The organism is Kocuria sp. PD6, from assembly GCF_031844145.1.
GTDB lineage: Bacteria > Actinomycetota > Actinomycetes > Actinomycetales > Micrococcaceae > Kocuria > Kocuria marina.
Genome location: NZ_JAUZUS010000006.1, coordinates 73,193 through 88,626 on the forward strand (window position 1 = coordinate 73,193; position 15,434 = coordinate 88,626).

At 69.6% G+C, this 15,434-nt stretch carries 12 protein-coding genes, 1 tRNA gene and 1 pseudogene; 10 read left to right on the forward strand and 4 right to left on the reverse strand.

The window, feature by feature from the left end; genetic code table 11:
• The first annotated feature begins 61 nt into the window (after nucleotides 1-61).
• From nadD to Q9R22_RS07195, 5 genes are all read left to right on the forward strand, one after another.
• Nucleotides 62-748: a nicotinate-nucleotide adenylyltransferase gene (gene nadD, locus Q9R22_RS07175; protein WP_131333916.1), complete on the forward strand. Its 687-nt coding sequence runs from the start codon at nucleotides 62-64 to the stop codon at nucleotides 746-748.
• Entirely contained in the window at nucleotides 745-1,707 is a 963-nt protein-coding gene (locus tag Q9R22_RS07180; protein WP_311254133.1) for a hypothetical protein, read from the forward strand. Before nadD ends, Q9R22_RS07180 begins: the two co-directional genes overlap by 4 nt.
• A gap of 32 nt (nucleotides 1,708-1,739) precedes the next feature.
• Nucleotides 1,740-2,150: a ribosome silencing factor gene (gene rsfS / locus Q9R22_RS07185; RefSeq protein ID WP_085107812.1), complete on the forward strand. Its 411-nt coding sequence runs from the start codon at nucleotides 1,740-1,742 to the stop codon at nucleotides 2,148-2,150.
• A gap of 159 nt (nucleotides 2,151-2,309) precedes the next feature.
• Nucleotides 2,310-2,382: transfer RNA gene (locus tag Q9R22_RS07190), tRNA-Ala, on the forward strand.
• Between the two features lie 355 nt (nucleotides 2,383-2,737).
• A complete protein-coding gene (locus Q9R22_RS07195) occupies nucleotides 2,738-3,238 on the forward strand; it encodes an isochorismatase family protein (RefSeq protein WP_131332815.1) in 501 nt (166 codons plus the stop codon).
• A gap of 99 nt (nucleotides 3,239-3,337) precedes the next feature.
• On the opposite strand, the gene Q9R22_RS07200 is transcribed toward Q9R22_RS07195, so the two are convergent.
• Nucleotides 3,338-4,657 carry an esterase-like activity of phytase family protein gene (locus tag Q9R22_RS07200; protein ID WP_131332816.1) on the reverse strand — a complete coding sequence of 440 codons (1,320 nt, stop codon included), beginning with the start codon at nucleotides 4,655-4,657 and terminating at the stop codon, nucleotides 3,338-3,340.
• 337 nt (nucleotides 4,658-4,994) lie between these two features.
• Nucleotides 4,995-5,243, reverse strand: a pseudogene (locus tag Q9R22_RS13315) (GNAT family N-acetyltransferase); the annotation flags it as partial.
• A gap of 44 nt (nucleotides 5,244-5,287) precedes the next feature.
• On the opposite strand from Q9R22_RS13315, the gene Q9R22_RS07205 reads away from it, so the two are divergent.
• The 5 genes from Q9R22_RS07205 (at nucleotide 5,288) to Q9R22_RS07225 (ending at nucleotide 13,535) form a co-directional block, all read left to right on the forward strand.
• Entirely contained in the window at nucleotides 5,288-5,647 is a 360-nt protein-coding gene (locus Q9R22_RS07205) for a hypothetical protein (RefSeq protein ID WP_131332820.1), read from the forward strand.
• A complete protein-coding gene (locus Q9R22_RS07210; protein ID WP_131332822.1) occupies nucleotides 5,644-6,591 on the forward strand; it encodes an arsenic resistance protein in 948 nt (315 codons plus the stop codon). Before Q9R22_RS07205 ends, Q9R22_RS07210 begins: the two co-directional genes overlap by 4 nt.
• Nucleotides 6,592-6,718: 127 nt before the next feature.
• The gene (locus Q9R22_RS07215; protein ID WP_242670669.1) at nucleotides 6,719-7,666 is read left to right on the forward strand and encodes a hypothetical protein; all 948 of its coding nucleotides are present in this window, start codon (nucleotides 6,719-6,721) and stop codon (nucleotides 7,664-7,666) included.
• Between the two features lie 389 nt (nucleotides 7,667-8,055).
• Entirely contained in the window at nucleotides 8,056-12,105 is a 4,050-nt protein-coding gene (locus tag Q9R22_RS07220; protein ID WP_242670671.1) for a Pls/PosA family non-ribosomal peptide synthetase, read from the forward strand.
• A complete protein-coding gene (locus Q9R22_RS07225; protein WP_082943378.1) occupies nucleotides 12,102-13,535 on the forward strand; it encodes a DUF418 domain-containing protein in 1,434 nt (477 codons plus the stop codon). The genes Q9R22_RS07220 and Q9R22_RS07225 overlap by 4 nt, the downstream gene beginning before the upstream one ends.
• A 43-nt stretch (nucleotides 13,536-13,578) precedes the next feature.
• On the opposite strand, the gene Q9R22_RS07230 is transcribed toward Q9R22_RS07225, so the two are convergent.
• Together Q9R22_RS07230 and Q9R22_RS07235 are read right to left on the reverse strand one after the other, a co-directional pair.
• Nucleotides 13,579-14,361 (reverse strand): 4'-phosphopantetheinyl transferase superfamily protein, encoded by a 783-nt coding sequence (locus tag Q9R22_RS07230; RefSeq protein ID WP_131332826.1) that lies wholly within the window; start codon nucleotides 14,359-14,361, stop codon nucleotides 13,579-13,581.
• Nucleotides 14,358-15,122, reverse strand: coding sequence for a thioesterase II family protein (locus tag Q9R22_RS07235; protein WP_131332828.1), 765 nt, complete (start codon nucleotides 15,120-15,122; stop codon nucleotides 14,358-14,360). Before Q9R22_RS07235 ends, Q9R22_RS07230 begins: the two co-directional genes overlap by 4 nt.
• Between the last annotated feature and the right edge of the window lie 312 nt (nucleotides 15,123-15,434).

The following is a 15,434-nucleotide window of genomic DNA, read 5'->3' on the forward strand; positions in this document are numbered from 1 at the left end:
CGCGGCCGAGACGGAACTGGACATCCCCCCGCGCAGACCGGGTGTGACCCGGCTGGGAGTCATGGGCGGGACCTTCGACCCCATCCACCACGGGCACCTCGTGGCGGCGTCGGAGGTCGCCGCGGTCTTCGACCTGGACGAGGTCGTCTTCGTCCCCACGGGTGAACCGTGGCAGAAGGCCGGGCAGGACGTCTCCGACGCCGAGCACCGCTACCTCATGACCGTTGTGGCCACGGCGTCCAATCCGCGGTTCACGGTGTCCCGCGTGGACATCGACCGTTCCGGACCCACGTACACGATCGACACCCTGCGGGACCTGCGCACCCTGCGTCCCCACGCCGAGCTGTTCTTCATCACCGGCGCGGACGCCATGGCGGAGATCCTCACGTGGAAGGGCACCGATGAGCTGTGGTCCTTGGCCACGTTCGTGGGTGTGACCCGCCCGGGCCACGCGCTCTCCGCGCCCGTGGGCTCGGAGAGCGTGGCGCTGCTCAACGTCCCCGCCATGACCATCTCCTCCACGGACTGCCGCGCCCGCGTGGCGGCGGGCAAGCCCGTGTGGTATCTGGTCCCGGACGGGGTCGTGCAGTACATCAACAAGTACGGCCTCTACCGCGGTTCCACCGATCCCGATGTGGACCCGGAGACCGCATCCGGCACCCCTGTGGCACAGGATGCCGGTACCCCCTCATCCGCCCCCACGGATTCGCCCGGGGTCCCCGCCCCGGGTCACAGGAGCACTGCGTGAGCACACCCCCCGAGAAGAACCGAGTCGCGAACCCCCAGGAATGCCCGTGGGCCGTCCACCCGGCCACCGGACAGCAGGAGTGGGTGGCCCCGCCGGCTCCCGTGATCGAGTTGGACACCCCCCAGCACACGGGTACCGTCAAGCCCTTGGGGCCCCGGCGACTCGCGCGACTGCAGCGTGAGATGGTCGAGCACGCCCGGCAGATCCAGGAATCGGAGCGCACGGGCGGGGGAGAGGTCGACGACGCCCTGCTGGCCACCCAGCGTCGTCTCGCGGATCTCGCGATGCGCGCCGCGGCGGCCAATGAACAGGACCGGCAGGCCGCTGAGCGGGCCACCGCTGAAGAGCCCACCGCTTTGGGGAACGGACCCGCAGGATCCTCGGCCGCGGGGAACACACCCGCAGCGAGTAGCCCCGCCGGGGAGGCACTGGCTCGTCCGGCATCCGAGGGCTCCGTGCCAGGGGACGCCGTGTCGTCGGGTCACGCTTCCGCCGAACCCGGGATCGGCCAGGCGCCGGTCACCCCGCCGCAACTCGTGCACGACGAGCCGGAGCCGGAGTACTTCACCATCACCTTCCCGCCGGCCCTGATGACCCAGGCGACGGGGGTGAGCCTGGGGAAGAGTCTCGCGGACCCCGCGTCCCTCCCGGCCTCACCCGTGCGCTACGGACCGGTCACCCAGACTTCCCGGATCCCCGTGATCCAGGCCCCGCACCGGGACCGCACACCCGAGGGGACGCACGAGGCCGCGGCGGGAGCGGCGTCGTCGACCCCCGAAACGCGGTCCGAGACCGTGGCTCCTCCCGCCGAGCCGGTGCGCGCGGTGGACGCCGAGGGACTGACCCTGCTGGAACCCGGAGCGTATTCCCGCGGGACGTCCACGACCCGAGTGGTGCTCGCGCTACTCGTGGCCGTGATCGTGGCGCTCGTGGTGGCCTTCGTGATCTTCGTTCTGTGAAACCGACCCATGTGAAAGGACAGCACACTTCAGTGACTGCAACCACCGAATCCATCGACCTCGTGCGCAGCGCCGCGCGCGCTGCGGACCAGAAGAAGGCCGAGAACGTCGTCGCGTTCGACGTCAGCGAGAGCCTCGCCATCACGGACGTCTTCATGGTGACCTCCGCGTCCAACGAACGTCTGGTCTCCGCCGTGGTGGACGCCGTGGAGGAAGCGCTCATCGAGCAGCACGACCGTCGGCCCCTGCGCCGCGAGGGCAAGGGGGAGGGCCGCTGGGTGCTCCTGGACTACGGGGACGCCGTGATCCACGTGCTCCACGACGAGGACCGTGCCTTCTACGCCCTCGAACGGCTGTGGGGCGACTGCCCCGCGATCGACGTCCAGTTGCCATCGGCCGGCTCCGCGAACATCGACGACGACGCCGCTCCCCGCGCGGTCTGACCTCGCGCCGCCGGGCAATTTGCGCGAGTTCGCGCGAACTGTCTAGGATGGTCGAGTCGTTCCGGGGAACTGGAAACGCGGCGGTCCCACGAAGTTGTTCGGGAGTGAATCCCGGGTAAACGTGGCAGGCCGAAGCGTGGTAAGGTTTCGGAGTCGTACGGGGCTATGGCGCAGCTGGTAGCGCACCTGCATGGCATGCAGGGGGTCAGGGGTTCGAGTCCCCTTAGCTCCACCGAATGGCCCGTCGCACGGGCGGAGAAACCCGGATCCTCGAAAGAGGGTCCGGGTTTTTCGCTGTCCGGGTGAATTTGCCGTGCCGGGTGTGGTTGTCGGTCGAGGGTCCAGGAGGGGCCTCCGCGTCCGTGGCGTGGACGCCCCACACGCCGGATACACATATGTGCCGAAAAGACATGGTTCCGGGTCCTGGGCGTGCGTATCGCACCACAGATGTATTCCGTGGCCTTTCTCACGCTCTACACGGGCAAGTTGTGTCCGGGCGGTCGTCACATCATGGGCAAGAAGATATGCCCCTCTCTACGCTGGGGGTGGCCCATCGTCGGGTCCCCGGAATGCGACACGAGAACACCATGTCAACGGATTTCCCCGCCCTTCCCACCTTCCACGGTTCCCTCCCGATGATCGATCCCGAGGACGTCGCTATACTGCTGGTGGACCACCAGAGCGGCCTGTTCCAGGTCGTTCGGGATCTGAGCGTCCCGGACCTGCGCCGTAATGCGACCGTCCTGGCCAAGGTGGCCGGTAGAACGGGGATGCCCGTGGTCGCCACCGCCTCCGTCCCGCAGGGCCCCAACGGCCCGCTCATCCCGGAGATCCAGGAACATGCCCCGCAGACCGTGTACGTGCCCCGCAAAGGCGAGGTCAACGCATGGGACTGCGTGGACTTCGTGGAGGCGGTCAAGTCCGCGGGGACGAAGCAGTTCATCATCGCGGGCACGCTGACCACCGTGTGCATGGCGTTCCCCACACTCTCGGCGGTAGCCGAGGGTTACCAGCTGCCCGCGGAGTCCCACCAGAAGGCCCAGGAGGTCGAGCGCACGGGTGAGCCATCGGATTCCGAGCGCGACTGACCGAACGCGCCTCGTGGCGCATCGGCCTGCTTCACGGGCCGCGGCGTGATGGGAGCGAGGGTGGGTGGGGTCCACCGTGGACCCCACCCACCCCCCCATCTATTCGTGGGTGTTCACCCGGAGCAGGTGGAACACCGTGTCCTGGGTGGCCAGGTTGAAGTTGTCGTCCGCCGCGAGCACGAGGGATGCGTCACCGTCCGCGAAATCCGGACCGAAACTCACGGCCTCCACGTTCCCGGGGGACATCCCCGATACGGCCAGGTCGATGACCAGTTCCTTCTTCATCGGGATTTCCGTACCCGTGAGGGCCGCCGAACGGGACACATCGGTGGGGCCCTTGGTACTGGCCCGGTAGACCTGGATCTGGTTCTCACCCTCGACGTACTGACGCTCGATCACCAGGTAATCGGCCTTGCTCAATTGCAGCATCTCGGAAGCGCCGCGGTCGCCGCCGGTCGAACCCCGCGGGACGGACACCGGCTCGGTCTCGTAGACGTACTGGGCCAGGTTGTGACCGGTCCGCCGGTCGAGCTGCGTCAGGCGCAGCGGACTCCCGGTCTCGGGTGAGGCGACCGGGCCGTCCTGGACCAGCGTTGCCTCGTTCATCACGGAGAACGTGGTGCCGCACGGCCCCAGGGTCAGATTCTCCAGCGCGAGGTTGTTGCGAACGCCCCGGATCTGATTGCCGCTCCGGTCGAACGCTGGGAGGTACTGCCGGGGCACGTCGAACGCGCGAACGAAAGCCCCTGTGCCGGTCATCTCCCGAATGGCCGGGGCGAGTCCCTTGGTCACGTCTCCCTCGTCCGTCCAGAGAGCCGTGTGCGAGGTGCGGTCCCATCGGACGGACTCCGGATCCACGGAGTTCTCCGGGTACGGGGAGCCATCTGCGCGCTGGAGCACCGTGGTGTCCGTGACGGAGTACCCCGGTGCATCGAAGCCATCGTCGTCGAAGGGTAGGTCCAGGGTGTAGAACCTGGCGGGTGCTTTCTGGGAACGGTCGTCGCTGAGGGCCAGATAGGAACCGTCCACGGAGCGATAGTCCACCCCGGAGATCCCGCCGAAAGGCACGCCGTTCACGCTGCGCAACTCGTTCGGCAAGACCATGCTGTCCACGTAGCTCACCTCGAAGGCGTGCCCCTTGTGTTGCCCTCGCCCCGGGCGGTGCTTTTTCCCGTGGCGACGATGCCGATCGTGATGGGCCCCGTGATCTCCCCGGTGCTCGCGTACACGGTGTCCCTGCGTGTTGGCCTTACCCTCGTGCGGGTGGGTGCCCGGTGCGGGAGAGCGGTCGTGCCCTCCCATGGGGACCTGGACGGCGGAGCCGGTGTTCACCGCCGGCGCCGCGGCCGCGGCCGGTCCCGCGGTGAATAGGCCGAACCCCACGGTGATCGCGGCCGCAGGGACGAGTGATCGGTGCATGGCGGTACTCCTCGGTCTGACCCGCGCGGGTCGGCGGTGGGTGTGCCGCCGCAGACCCTACGAGCGTCCGGAGACCGCGAGGTGACCGACCGGTGAACGTCTCTGCGCGACGTCGGGCCCCGGCATGTCCGGGATGGCCGGGCGCCGCGGTCCTCGGCGGGCATCCCGACGACGAGCGTGTCCGTCCACTCGCCCTTGTTCCACCGGTCCTGACGCATGTGGGCTTCGGGGCGCATCCCCACGGCGGTCGCGAGCCGGGCGGAGGCGGTGTTGCGGACATCCAACTGCGCGACCATGCGGCGCAGGCCGTAGTGTTCGAATGCCCCCGCAGCACCTCGGCCACGGCTTCCCTGGCGAATCCCCGTCCCGCGTGAGCGGGGTCCAATACCCAGCCGACGTCCGCGATCCGGGGGTGCGTGTCGGTGCGCCACAGCAGAACGTCCCCGATCGGGATGCGCTCCCGCTCGATCACGAGGGCGAGGGTGTGGGTGCCACCGTCCAGATCGGATTTCGGTTCGTGTGTGACGGCTTCCCGGGCGGCGCGGGCTGCGTCCCACGGGTCTTCCAGCAAATAGCGGGCCACGTCCGGCTTCGCGTGCCGGGTGAACGGTGTTCGTTTACGCTGACCCCGTGAGTTACTGGGACCATCGAAAACCCGTGCACCGCACCCGCGCCGTGGACACGGACGAGATCGGCCGAACCGCCGCCGCTCTGCTGGACGAGCTCGGTGCGCCCGATCCCCTCAGTGCTGCGTACACACTCGCCAGCTTCACGCTCGGCAGCGCTCTGACACAGCCGATGGCCCCTTCCGAGCGCGCCGCCCCGGTCGATGCGGAGATCGCGCCGCGCTATGCCCGCCTGCACACCGAGCACCCCGTGGACACCGACGCCGTCTTCCGGTCGGGACTCACGGCCCTGATCCGAACTGCGCTGACACGGGACGACACCAACGGCGCCGGACATGGCGGCGCGTGGCAGGGGCCCCGATGACCCGGTTCATGGACCGGTTCCAGATACCCCTCTACCTCGCGGCGCTCGCGGTGGGCGCGCTCGCCGGCTGGTGGGCCCCGGGCCTCGGCGGCCTCGCCGCCCCCGCGGTGACCCCGGTGCTCGCTGCCCTGCTGTACGTGACGTTCCTGGGTATCCCGCTGCGCCGCGTGGGCGAAGGTCTGCGCGACCTGCGCTTCATGGCGTGCCTGGTGATCGTCAACTTCGCGGTCGTCCCGGTCATCGTGTTCGCGCTCGTCCGCGCATTCTCCATCGAGGGCCCGATGCTGATCGGGGTGCTACTGGTCCTGCTCACACCGTGCATCGACTACGTGATCGTGTTCTCGGGCCTCGCGGGCGCCGCGAACGACCGGTTGCTCGCGGCGTCCCCCGTGCTGCTCGTCCTGCAGATGCTGACCCTGCCCCTGTATTTGTGGTCGTTCCTGGCGCCCGACGTCGCCATGGCCGTGCACTGGGGGACATTCGCCCAGGCCCTCGCGGTGGTGATCGTCATCCCTCTGGTGGCTGCGGCAGTGACCCAGTGGGCCACAGCGCGGTCCCCGGTGGCCCGGCGGTGGGGCCGGCTCGCCGGTGGGGCCATGGTCCCGCTCATGATGCTCACCCTCGCGACCGTGGTCGCGTCCCAGATCGCCCTCGTGGGTTCACGCGCGCAAGCGCTGCTGCCGCTCGTACCCGTATACGTGAGCTTCGCAGCGCTCATGACGGCGCTTGGCTGGGCGGCCGGTCGCCTTGCCGGCCTGCGCGTCCGCGAGCGCCGCGCGGTGCTCTTCAGCGGGGTCACGCGCAACTCCCTGGTGGTGCTGCCGCTCGCCCTCGCGGCGCCGGACGGCACGGTCCTCGCGCCGCTCGCCGTACTCACGCAGACCCTCGTGGAGCTGCTCGTCATGCTCGCACTCGTCGGCCTCGTGCCCCGTCTGGTGCGCTGAAGCGGACGACGACGCCGCGGTGCCGGGGCGTCGCGCGGACCCGGCCGAGCGACGTCGTCTCACGCCACAGGGGTGTCGCGGGGTGGAAGGTCGAGAACTCCCAGCCCGCGGGGGTACGATTCCGGCCATGCCTACCAGTCCCACGAGGACGGGCGCGAGACATGCCTCGTGGCGTGTCGTTCTGGTGCTGGTCCTGCTGCTGGTGCTGGTGGCGGCCGTGGTCCTCATCAGTGTGAACCCGTTCAAGTCCGCGGAGCCGCCCACGACCGACTGCACCCAGTACGGGCTGCGCGCGGACGACTCCCGAGCCTTCCCCCACACGGTGACCCTGGCCACGCAGCCGACCACCCAGGACCAGACCCAAGCCGGGGCGCTCGGCCACCTGGAGCAGACCTACACGTACCGCGGGACCACGAGTTCCTACCACGTGATCGACGGCGGGGTGGACGTCTCCAAGCCCGTGGGGCTCGTGATCGACCTGCACGGGGACGGCGGGGCGGAGTACTTCGAACCGGGTGGGCGCACCACGTGCCTGTCCGCGATCGCGGCCTCCCACAACGACCTGTTGGCCGTGCCCCTCACACCCGACTGCCAGGGCGAGTGCACGTGGTGGCAGGGGATGGGCGCCAACATGCGCTGGTTACGCGCGTTGACCGAGAACCGGCTGCTCGCGGACCTCCCGGTGCAACGGGACCGGGTGTCGTGGTTCGGGTACTCGGGTGGCGCGGAGATGCTCAGCTACGGGGTGCTCAGCAGTGCCCGGGACCTCGTGACCGGCGGTGCGGCCATGGTGGGCGGTGGTGGCGCGCCGGACGGGCTGTCGAAGGTCCCGACCCGCCAGGAGAAGGCCGAGGTGCGCATGTGGTGGTTCACGGGTCTGCTGGACGACGGCTCAGATCCCGCGTCTGATTTCGACGCCGTCACGGCGGCCACGGAGGGTCAGCGCTTCTACGAGAAGCGCGGCTTCACGCGCACCCGCCTGGAACTGATGCCGCACCGCGACCACTTCAACATGCCGGACGCCGAGATCCTGGACGAACTGCTCGCGGCGGACGAACCCACGCCCTCCACGTGATCTCCGGAACACGATTCACGGGCACACGGGTGGAAGCCCGTGCGGTGGGTCACGTTGAGTAATTCTTCAGCATGACATCCCCACCTGGGTGATGCCGGGACTGACACCGTATATTGCATCCAAGTTCATGCTTGTCGTATTCTGGCGACGTAATCTGGGCCAGCAGGGGGATATTTTCGCTGGACGCCATTGCGCATCTTCCGGATGTCACGCTGCCGTATCGGTCGGGGGACCCATCGGCATGATCCATACGTTCGCAGCACCGCGCCTCGACCGAGGACGACGTCCGCATCTCCCTGCACCACCGGTCCTTAGCAAGGGGGAGAGTACTAGCAGTGGACAGCCAAGATCTTAGGAGCGGAGTCCGAGCGCTCGCGCCGGACAGGGCCGTGTACCCGGTGGAGGAACCACCGGCACCGCGCACCCTCGTCGACATCGTCCTCGAGACGGTCGCGCAGTACCCGGACGCCATCGCCTTGGAGGACGAGAACGAGAGCGTTCCCTACGGGGAACTCGAGGACCGGGTCGAGACCCACGTCCAGCGGTTGTGGGACATGGGCATTGGACGCGGGGACCGTGTGGGTGTGCGTGTGCCCTCCGGCGGCGTGGACCTGTACGTTGCCATCCTGGCCACCCTGTTCGCCGGCGCGGCCTACGTGCCCGTGGACTGGGACGACCCCGATGAACGCGCGCGCACCGTGTGGGAGGAAGCCGGCGTGGCCGCCGTGTTCGGTCAGGGGCTCGAACTGACCCGCAACCCGGCCGTGACCACGGGTGAGCAGACCGCCACCCCGCGCACCCGCGACGACGCCTGGATCATCTTCACCTCCGGGTCCACCGGTAAGCCCAAGGGTGTGGCGATCTCCCACCGCTCCGCCGCGGCACTCGTGGACGCCGAGGCCCTCATGTACCTGCAGCGCCGCCCGCTCGGCCCCGGTGACCGCGTGATGGCGGGACTGTCCGTGGCTTTCGACGCGTCCTGCGAAGAGATGTGGCTCGCGTGGCGCCACGGTGCCACCCTGGTGCCCGCACCGCGCAAGATCGTGCGCTCCGGCCCGGACCTGGGCCAGTGGATCGTGGACAAGGAGATCACCGCGGTCTCCACCGTGCCCACGCTCGCATCCCTGTGGCCCAATGCCGCACTGGACCGGGTGCGCCTACTGATCTTCGGCGGCGAGGCCTGCCCCCTGGAACTGATCAAGCACCTGGTGCGCCCGGGCCGTGAGGTGTGGAACACCTACGGACCCACCGAGGCCACCGTCATCGCCACCGGCGCCCTGCTCAACGGGGAGGCCCCAGTGCGCATCGGTCTGGCCGTGCCCGGGTGGGAACTCGCCGTCGTGGACGCCGACGGCCAGCCCGTGGGCTGGGGTGAGACCGGCGAGCTGATCATCGGCGGCGTGGGTCTGGGCCGCTACCTGGACCCCGCCAAGGACGCCGAGAAGTACGCGCCGCTGGAATCCCTGGGCTGGGACCGCGCGTACCGCTCGGGTGACGTCGTGCGCGCGGACCCCGAGGGCATCGTCTTCGCGGGCCGTGCCGACGACCAGGTCAAGGTCTCGGGGCGGCGCATCGAACTCGGTGAGATCGACACGCAGATGAGCGCCGTGCCCGGCGTGAAGCTCGGCGCGTGCGCCGTGCACTCCACCCCGGGCGGTGGCAGCGTGATCGCGGGTTACCTGGTCCCCGAGTTCGAGGGCTCCGTGGATCTCTCCGAGGCGCGGCGTTGGCTCGTGGAACGACTCCCGGGGCAGATGGTCCCCGCGCTGTGCATCATGGACGAACTGCCCATGAAAACCTCCGGCAAGGTGGACCGCAAGGCCCTTCCCTGGCCGCTGCCCACGTCCAACGACGACGGCTCCGAGTCCCTGACCGGGGACCTCGCGTGGCTCGCGGAACTGTGGGCGGACCAGCTCGGACCGCTGCCGTTCGGCCCGGACAGCGATTTCTTCGCAATGGGTGGCAGCTCCGTGGCGCTCGCCCGGTTGGTCTCCGCGCTGCGCAAGACCCACCCGGACACCGAGATCGCCAAGATCTACGCCCACCCCACCCTCGAGGGCATGGCCGGTTACCTGGCCACGCTGGGGGAGTCCCACGACGTCAAGCGGGACCCCGAGCCCACCCCCGCGAGCACCGGCTGGCTGCAGGGGCTGTTCATCCTGGCCCTGAACTTCCTGAACGGGTTCCGCTACGTGGTGGGCGCGCTCATCGTGGTGTGGCTGCTGGCCGTGGTCGCGGACGCCGGTTGGGTCCCCACGCCGCCGTTGTGGCCGCTCGTCCTGGGGTGGCTCGTGATGTTCTCCCTGCCGGGGCGCGTGTTCATCGGCGCTGCCGCGGTACGCGCGCTGACCGCGGGGTTGAAACCCGGGCACTATCCGCGGGGGAGCTGGAACCATCTGCGAGTGTGGGCCGCCGAGCGCATCGTGGTCTACAACAAGTACGACGTCCTCACCGGCACCCCCATGGCCCGCGGCCTGCATCGGTTGTTCGGCAACAAGATCGGTAAGGGCGCACACCTCTACAACACCCCGCCCGTCACGGGTCTCGTGAGCGTGGGGGAGCACTCCACCCTGGAGTTCGAATCGGATCTGTCCGGCTACTGGCTGGACGGGGACGTCTTCCACGTGGGCGCCATCGAGATCGGTGACAACGCCCGCGTGGGCACCCGCACCCTCGTGGATCCCGGGATGCGCGTGGGCCACGGCGCCGAGGTGCTGCCCGGCTCGCACGTCAGCCGCAACGTCCCGGACGGCGAGCTGTGGGGCGGTTCCCCTCTGCGCCACCATGGCTCGGCCGGCCTCACGTGGCCCGAGGAGTCCCCGGAGGCCACGGGCGGCATGAAGACCTGGGGTTCGGCGACATCGCACCTCGCGTTCTCCGCGGGTGCTGTGCTCGTGGGGTTGTTGCCCTTCCTCGCCCTGATCCCCGGGGCGCTGATCGTGCTGTCCCAGGTGATCACCATCCAGCAGTACGAGGTCGTCTTCCCGATCGTGGCGGTGTGGGTCCCCGTGTTCACCATCGTGACCGCGGTGGTGTGGTTGTTGCTCGTGGTCGCGCTCGTGCGCCTCGTGGCCGGGATGATCGTGCCGGGGTACTTCCCCCAGAACGGTCCCGTGGGGTGGGCCATGTGGCTCACCGAGACGCTCATGCAGCGCACCCTGATCTCCACCTACCCCGTGTACGCGTCCTGCATCACTCCGTGGTTCATGCGCCTGCTTGGGGCCAAGGTGGGGCGCAACGTGGAGATCTCCACTGCGGAGACCATCCCGCACCTAACCACGCTCAAGGACGGGTCCTTCCTGGCCGACCACGCCCTGGTCACGTCCCACCGCGCTGGGTTCGGATGGCTGCACGTGGGTACCTCCGTGATCGGTGAGCGCACCTTCGTGGGCAACTCCGGGATCGTGGGACCGGACCGGGACCTGCCCGCGGACGCCCTCGTGGCCGTGCTCAGCTCCGCCCCGCACCACGCACCCGCCGGTTCGTCCTGGCTGGGTCGCACGGCCGAGCCGATCGCCCGCGCCAAGACCGAGGCCGACGCTGAGTCCACGTTCCGCCCGCAACGGCGGCTCAAGGCGGCGCGTGCGTTCGTGGAGTTCTTCCGCTTCGTGCCCGCCATGGTCTCGGCCTGGTTGGACCTCATCATCGTGTACGTCCTCACCGAGATCTACATGTCCCACGGGATGGGCGCCACGGGTGTGGTGGCCGCGTTCGCGTGGTCCGGTGTGGTGCTCACGGTCGCCAGTACCGTGGCCTGCCTGGTGCCGGTGCTCGTCAAGTGGGCCCTCGTGGGCCGCTTCCGACCGAGCGAACGGCCGCTGTTCAGCTCATTCGTGTGGCGCAACGAACTCACGGACGTGTTCGCCGAGTCCCTTGCGGTCCCGTCCATGATCCGCCTGAGCGTGGGCTCGCCCATGTTCAACCTGTGGGCGCGCCTGATGGGTGCGCACATCGGTCGCGGCGTGTGGTGCGAGTCGTGGTGGCTGCCCGAGTTCGACCTCGTGCGCCTCGAGGACAACGTGTCCGTCAACCGCGGCACGGTCCTGCAGACCCACTTGTTCCACGACCGGGTCATGCGGATGGAGCCAGTGACCATGCGGCGGGGATCCACGCTGGGCCCCAACAGCTTCGTGCTGCCGGGTGCGACGATCGAGGAGCGCACCACCGTGGCCCCCGGGTCACTGGTGATGCGGCAAGAGACGGTGCCCTCGGACGGCAACTGGGGCGGTAACCCCATCCGTCACCTCGCACCGGGGGACCAGGCGGTCAGCGCCGAGGTCGTGCCCGCGATCGAGTCGGACCACGTGTCCACCGCACCGTTGCTCGGGGCTGCCCCGGCGCCGCAGTTGAACGCTGGATCGTCCGCGATGGCCACGGTTCGCACCGACGTCGTCCCCGCGGGGAAGACCTCCGGTAAGCACGAGGGAGTCACCGAATGACGCAGCAGAGCACGCAAGAAGTCGTCCTGGAGGGTGACCTGCCCGTGGGACAGCGCCCGCAACCGGGGCGCCGTCCACCGCGAGAGGTGTGGTTGGGCGACCGCGGGGACGAGGGCCGCACCGCGGCGGAGAGCGGTCTGTGGACCGCCGCGACCCCGGTGGTCACCGCGCCGCCACGTTCCACGTCCGCACCGCGTCAGGGTGCGGCCACCCGCAACGTGACGAGCGCGGACGGCCGCCGCACCAAGCGCCGCATCATGGGCGTGGACGTGGCGCGTGGATTCGCGCTCATCGGGATGATCGCGGTGCACGTGCTCTCCGCGACGAACGCCGCGGGGGAACCGTCCCTCGAATGGACCCTGTTCGCCGGGCACTCGGCCGCGCTGTTCGCCACGCTCGCCGGTGTGAGCCTCGCGTTCATGACCGGGGGGCGCACCCCGCGCCACGGTCGTGACGGCTCCCGGGCGCGGTTCTCCATCCTGGTGCGTGCCCTGCTACTGTTCGCGATCGGTCTCACGGTGAACCTGCTCGAATTGCCCGTATACAACATCCTGATCTACTACGGTCTGATGTTCCTGCTGGCCATCCCGTTCACGCTCATGAGTGTGCGGTGGCTGCTGGCCTCGGCCGCGTTCTTCGCGGTGGTCATGCCGTTCGTGATGCAGTGGTCGCTGTCGGTGCTGCCCGCCCACGTGTACGGCAACCCCAGCTTCCTGGAGATCTTCTCGGACCCGGGATCCGTGTTCGCGGAGCTGTTCCTCACGGGCACCTACCCGGCGCTGCCATGGATGACGTTCATCTGCCTGGGCCTGGCACTGGGCCGGTTGCCCCTGTCCCGCGACCGGGTGCAGGTGCTGCTCGTGATCGTGGGCGCCGTGGTCGCGGCCCTGTCCCGCGGTATCTCCATGCTCATGCTGCTGCGGTTCGACCTCGAGGACGCGTTGATCAATGCGACCCCGTGGATGACGTCCGAGGACGTGTGGAACATCCAGTACTACGGCCCGGACCCCCAGCTGCCGGACACCACGAACCTGTGGTTGCTGCTCACGGGCCCGCACACCAACACCCCGCTCGCCCTGTTCGAGAGCGCAGGCATGGCTATGATCGCACTGGGCGCGTTCCTGCTGCTGTGCCGCGTGATCGGCAAGTGGCTCACGTGGCTGGGTGCCATGGGCTCCATGACGCTGACGCTCTACGTGTCGCACCTGATCTTCATGGCGTTCGTGTGGACGGACGGCACCCCGTGGTTCTGGTACATCGTCCAGATTGTGGTGGCCGCCCTGTTCGCGGTGGCGTGGCAGCACGCCGTGGGGGCGGGTCCGCTCGAGCGGTTCGTGACCCGGGCGTCCAAGGGCGCGGCGGCCGCGGTGATCCGGCCCAAGAAGGCGCTCCCGCGGCGTCGTGCGGAGACCCCGCGGCGTCGCCACTGAGTGATGCCGCTGCCCCGCGGGGCGGATGACGAATGAACGGACCTCAGCCCTGCGGGGCGGGGTCCGTTCGCCATGCCACGGCCAGGCGCGCGTTCTCCCGCGCCGTGGTGCGCACGTCGCTCACGCTCCACCCGTGGCCGTAGTCCGCGCGTGCGGCCGATCCCACGTGGATGCTTGCGGGGTCGCGGGACAGTCCCGTCTGCCAGCCCTTCACCAGCGCTTCCACCCGGACCCATGTGCGCGTCACGGCCACGGCACGACGCCGCCCGCGCACGCGGGAAAGCCGGGCGCGGTCCGCGGGGTGCAAGATGTCGAGCAGCACGTTCGCCTCCACCTCGGACTGCAGACGCTCCACGTCCACGCCCACGGCACGCTGGGCCGTGACGAGAGCGATGACCCCGGCCGTGCGCGAGACCGAGAACCGGACGGGGCGAACGTGACCCAGCGCGGAGGACGCCGCGAGCTCGGGACCGGCGTCACCGCGGGACCCGGTCACCGCCGCCGCGCGACCGTGCACCTCGTGGGGTGCCCCGGTGCGTGGGTCGTGGCTGATCGGGACCTCGTGGGCGGCGCACCCGAGTCGGTGGGCCAGAACGTGGCGCAGAGCGACGCGTGAGACCACGAACAGTTCACGGGTGTGGGAGTCCTGCAGCGCACACGCCCGGGACAGTTCGTCCTCCGTGAGGCAGTCCACGGCGGAGAACGCCCAGGACGAGACATCCTCGAGGTGCAGGACGTGCAGCGTGAGATCCGCCGGCGCACCGGGCACGCGGCGTCGTTGTGCTGCCCACACGGGCTGGCGGTGCGCGACCGCGTGCGCGCTCATCGGGCGCCACCCGTCGTGCCGTCGACAGCGGACCGCAACGCGTCGTGCAGCTCGCGTGCGTGATTGAACAGCCCGTGATGGCCTCCGGGGATCGTGAGTGTGGCAGTGCCCCCGGTGCTCGTCCACCCCGCCATGGACCCCGCCGACGCCGTGCGGTCTTCCTGTGCGTGGACGAGCAGCAGGGGCGTGGCGAGGTCCGGCGGGGCGGCGTCGTAGCTCAATGACGCCCGAAGATCCGCGCGCAACGGGGCCAGGACGAGCTCACGCAGACCAGGGTCCGTGAGCAGCTCCTCGGGGGTGCCCCCGAGCTCGAGCAACCAAGCGGCCAGAGCGGCGTCGTCCTCGAGGATCGACGCGAGGTGCGGATCGCGATCCGGGGGCGCGGCCTTGGCGGAGAGCACCGTGCGCTCGAGCCGACCCGGGCGCTCGCGGTCCAGGGCCGCGGTGAACTCGGCGGCGAGCAGCGCACCGAAGGAGTGACCGAGCGCGACCGTGGGCCGCTCGTCCGCGTCGAGGATCGGCAGCAGCGCCGCAAGCGCTTCCGCGACGAGCTCCGGGACGTCCACGACAGCGGGTTCGGCCATACGTGATTCCCGGCCTGGACGGCGGTGGGTGAGCACCTCGGTGTCCGCGGCCTGCAGATCGCGGCCGGACAGTGCCCCGGCGCCGGCATGGGGGAAGACGACGAGGCGCCGTTGCGGGGTGAACGGGCCGGAGAACCACTGGGCGAGGGCCGTGGCGGGGGGTGGGGTCGTAGCCAACTTCCCGGACCTCCTGAATCCTGAGTGTGCCGACTGCCGCCGGTGCCGCGCGTGGGCGACGCTCGCTCGGTACGGTGCCGGACTGTTCCACCGGGCGGCCCTGTGGGGCGTTGCGGCGGGTGCTCCGGTGCGGGTCCGGGGTGCTGCGAGTGGGCGTCTTACTGCGAGGCGTCCGGGGGAGAGGCTGCGGTGGGGGGACTTCTCGTCCGCGCTGCGGGAGGGCCTAGACTCGAGGTGCGGGGCACCGGCCCTTCCGTGGTGTGGACGTGGTCCCACAGTACCGAACCCGACTGGGTGTGCTCCCCCGCAATC

Bases quoted from the DNA above. Each gene is read 5' to 3' on its own strand.
- Q9R22_RS07200 (WP_131332816.1), bottom strand. From the start codon at position 4,657: ATGCACCGATCACTCGTCCCTGCGGCCGCGATCACCGTGGGGTTCGGC.
- nadD (WP_131333916.1), top strand. From the start codon at position 62: ATGGGCGGGACCTTCGACCCCATCCACCACGGGCACCTCGTGGCGGCG.
- Q9R22_RS07195 (WP_131332815.1), top strand. From the start codon at position 2,738: ATGTCAACGGATTTCCCCGCCCTTCCCACCTTCCACGGTTCCCTCCCG.
- Q9R22_RS07230 (WP_131332826.1), bottom strand. From the start codon at position 14,361: ATGAGCGCGCACGCGGTCGCGCACCGCCAGCCCGTGTGGGCAGCACAA.
- Q9R22_RS07210 (WP_131332822.1), top strand. From the start codon at position 5,644: ATGACCCGGTTCATGGACCGGTTCCAGATACCCCTCTACCTCGCGGCG.
- Q9R22_RS07215 (WP_242670669.1), top strand. From the start codon at position 6,719: ATGCCTACCAGTCCCACGAGGACGGGCGCGAGACATGCCTCGTGGCGT.
- Q9R22_RS07225 (WP_082943378.1), top strand. From the start codon at position 12,102: ATGACGCAGCAGAGCACGCAAGAAGTCGTCCTGGAGGGTGACCTGCCC.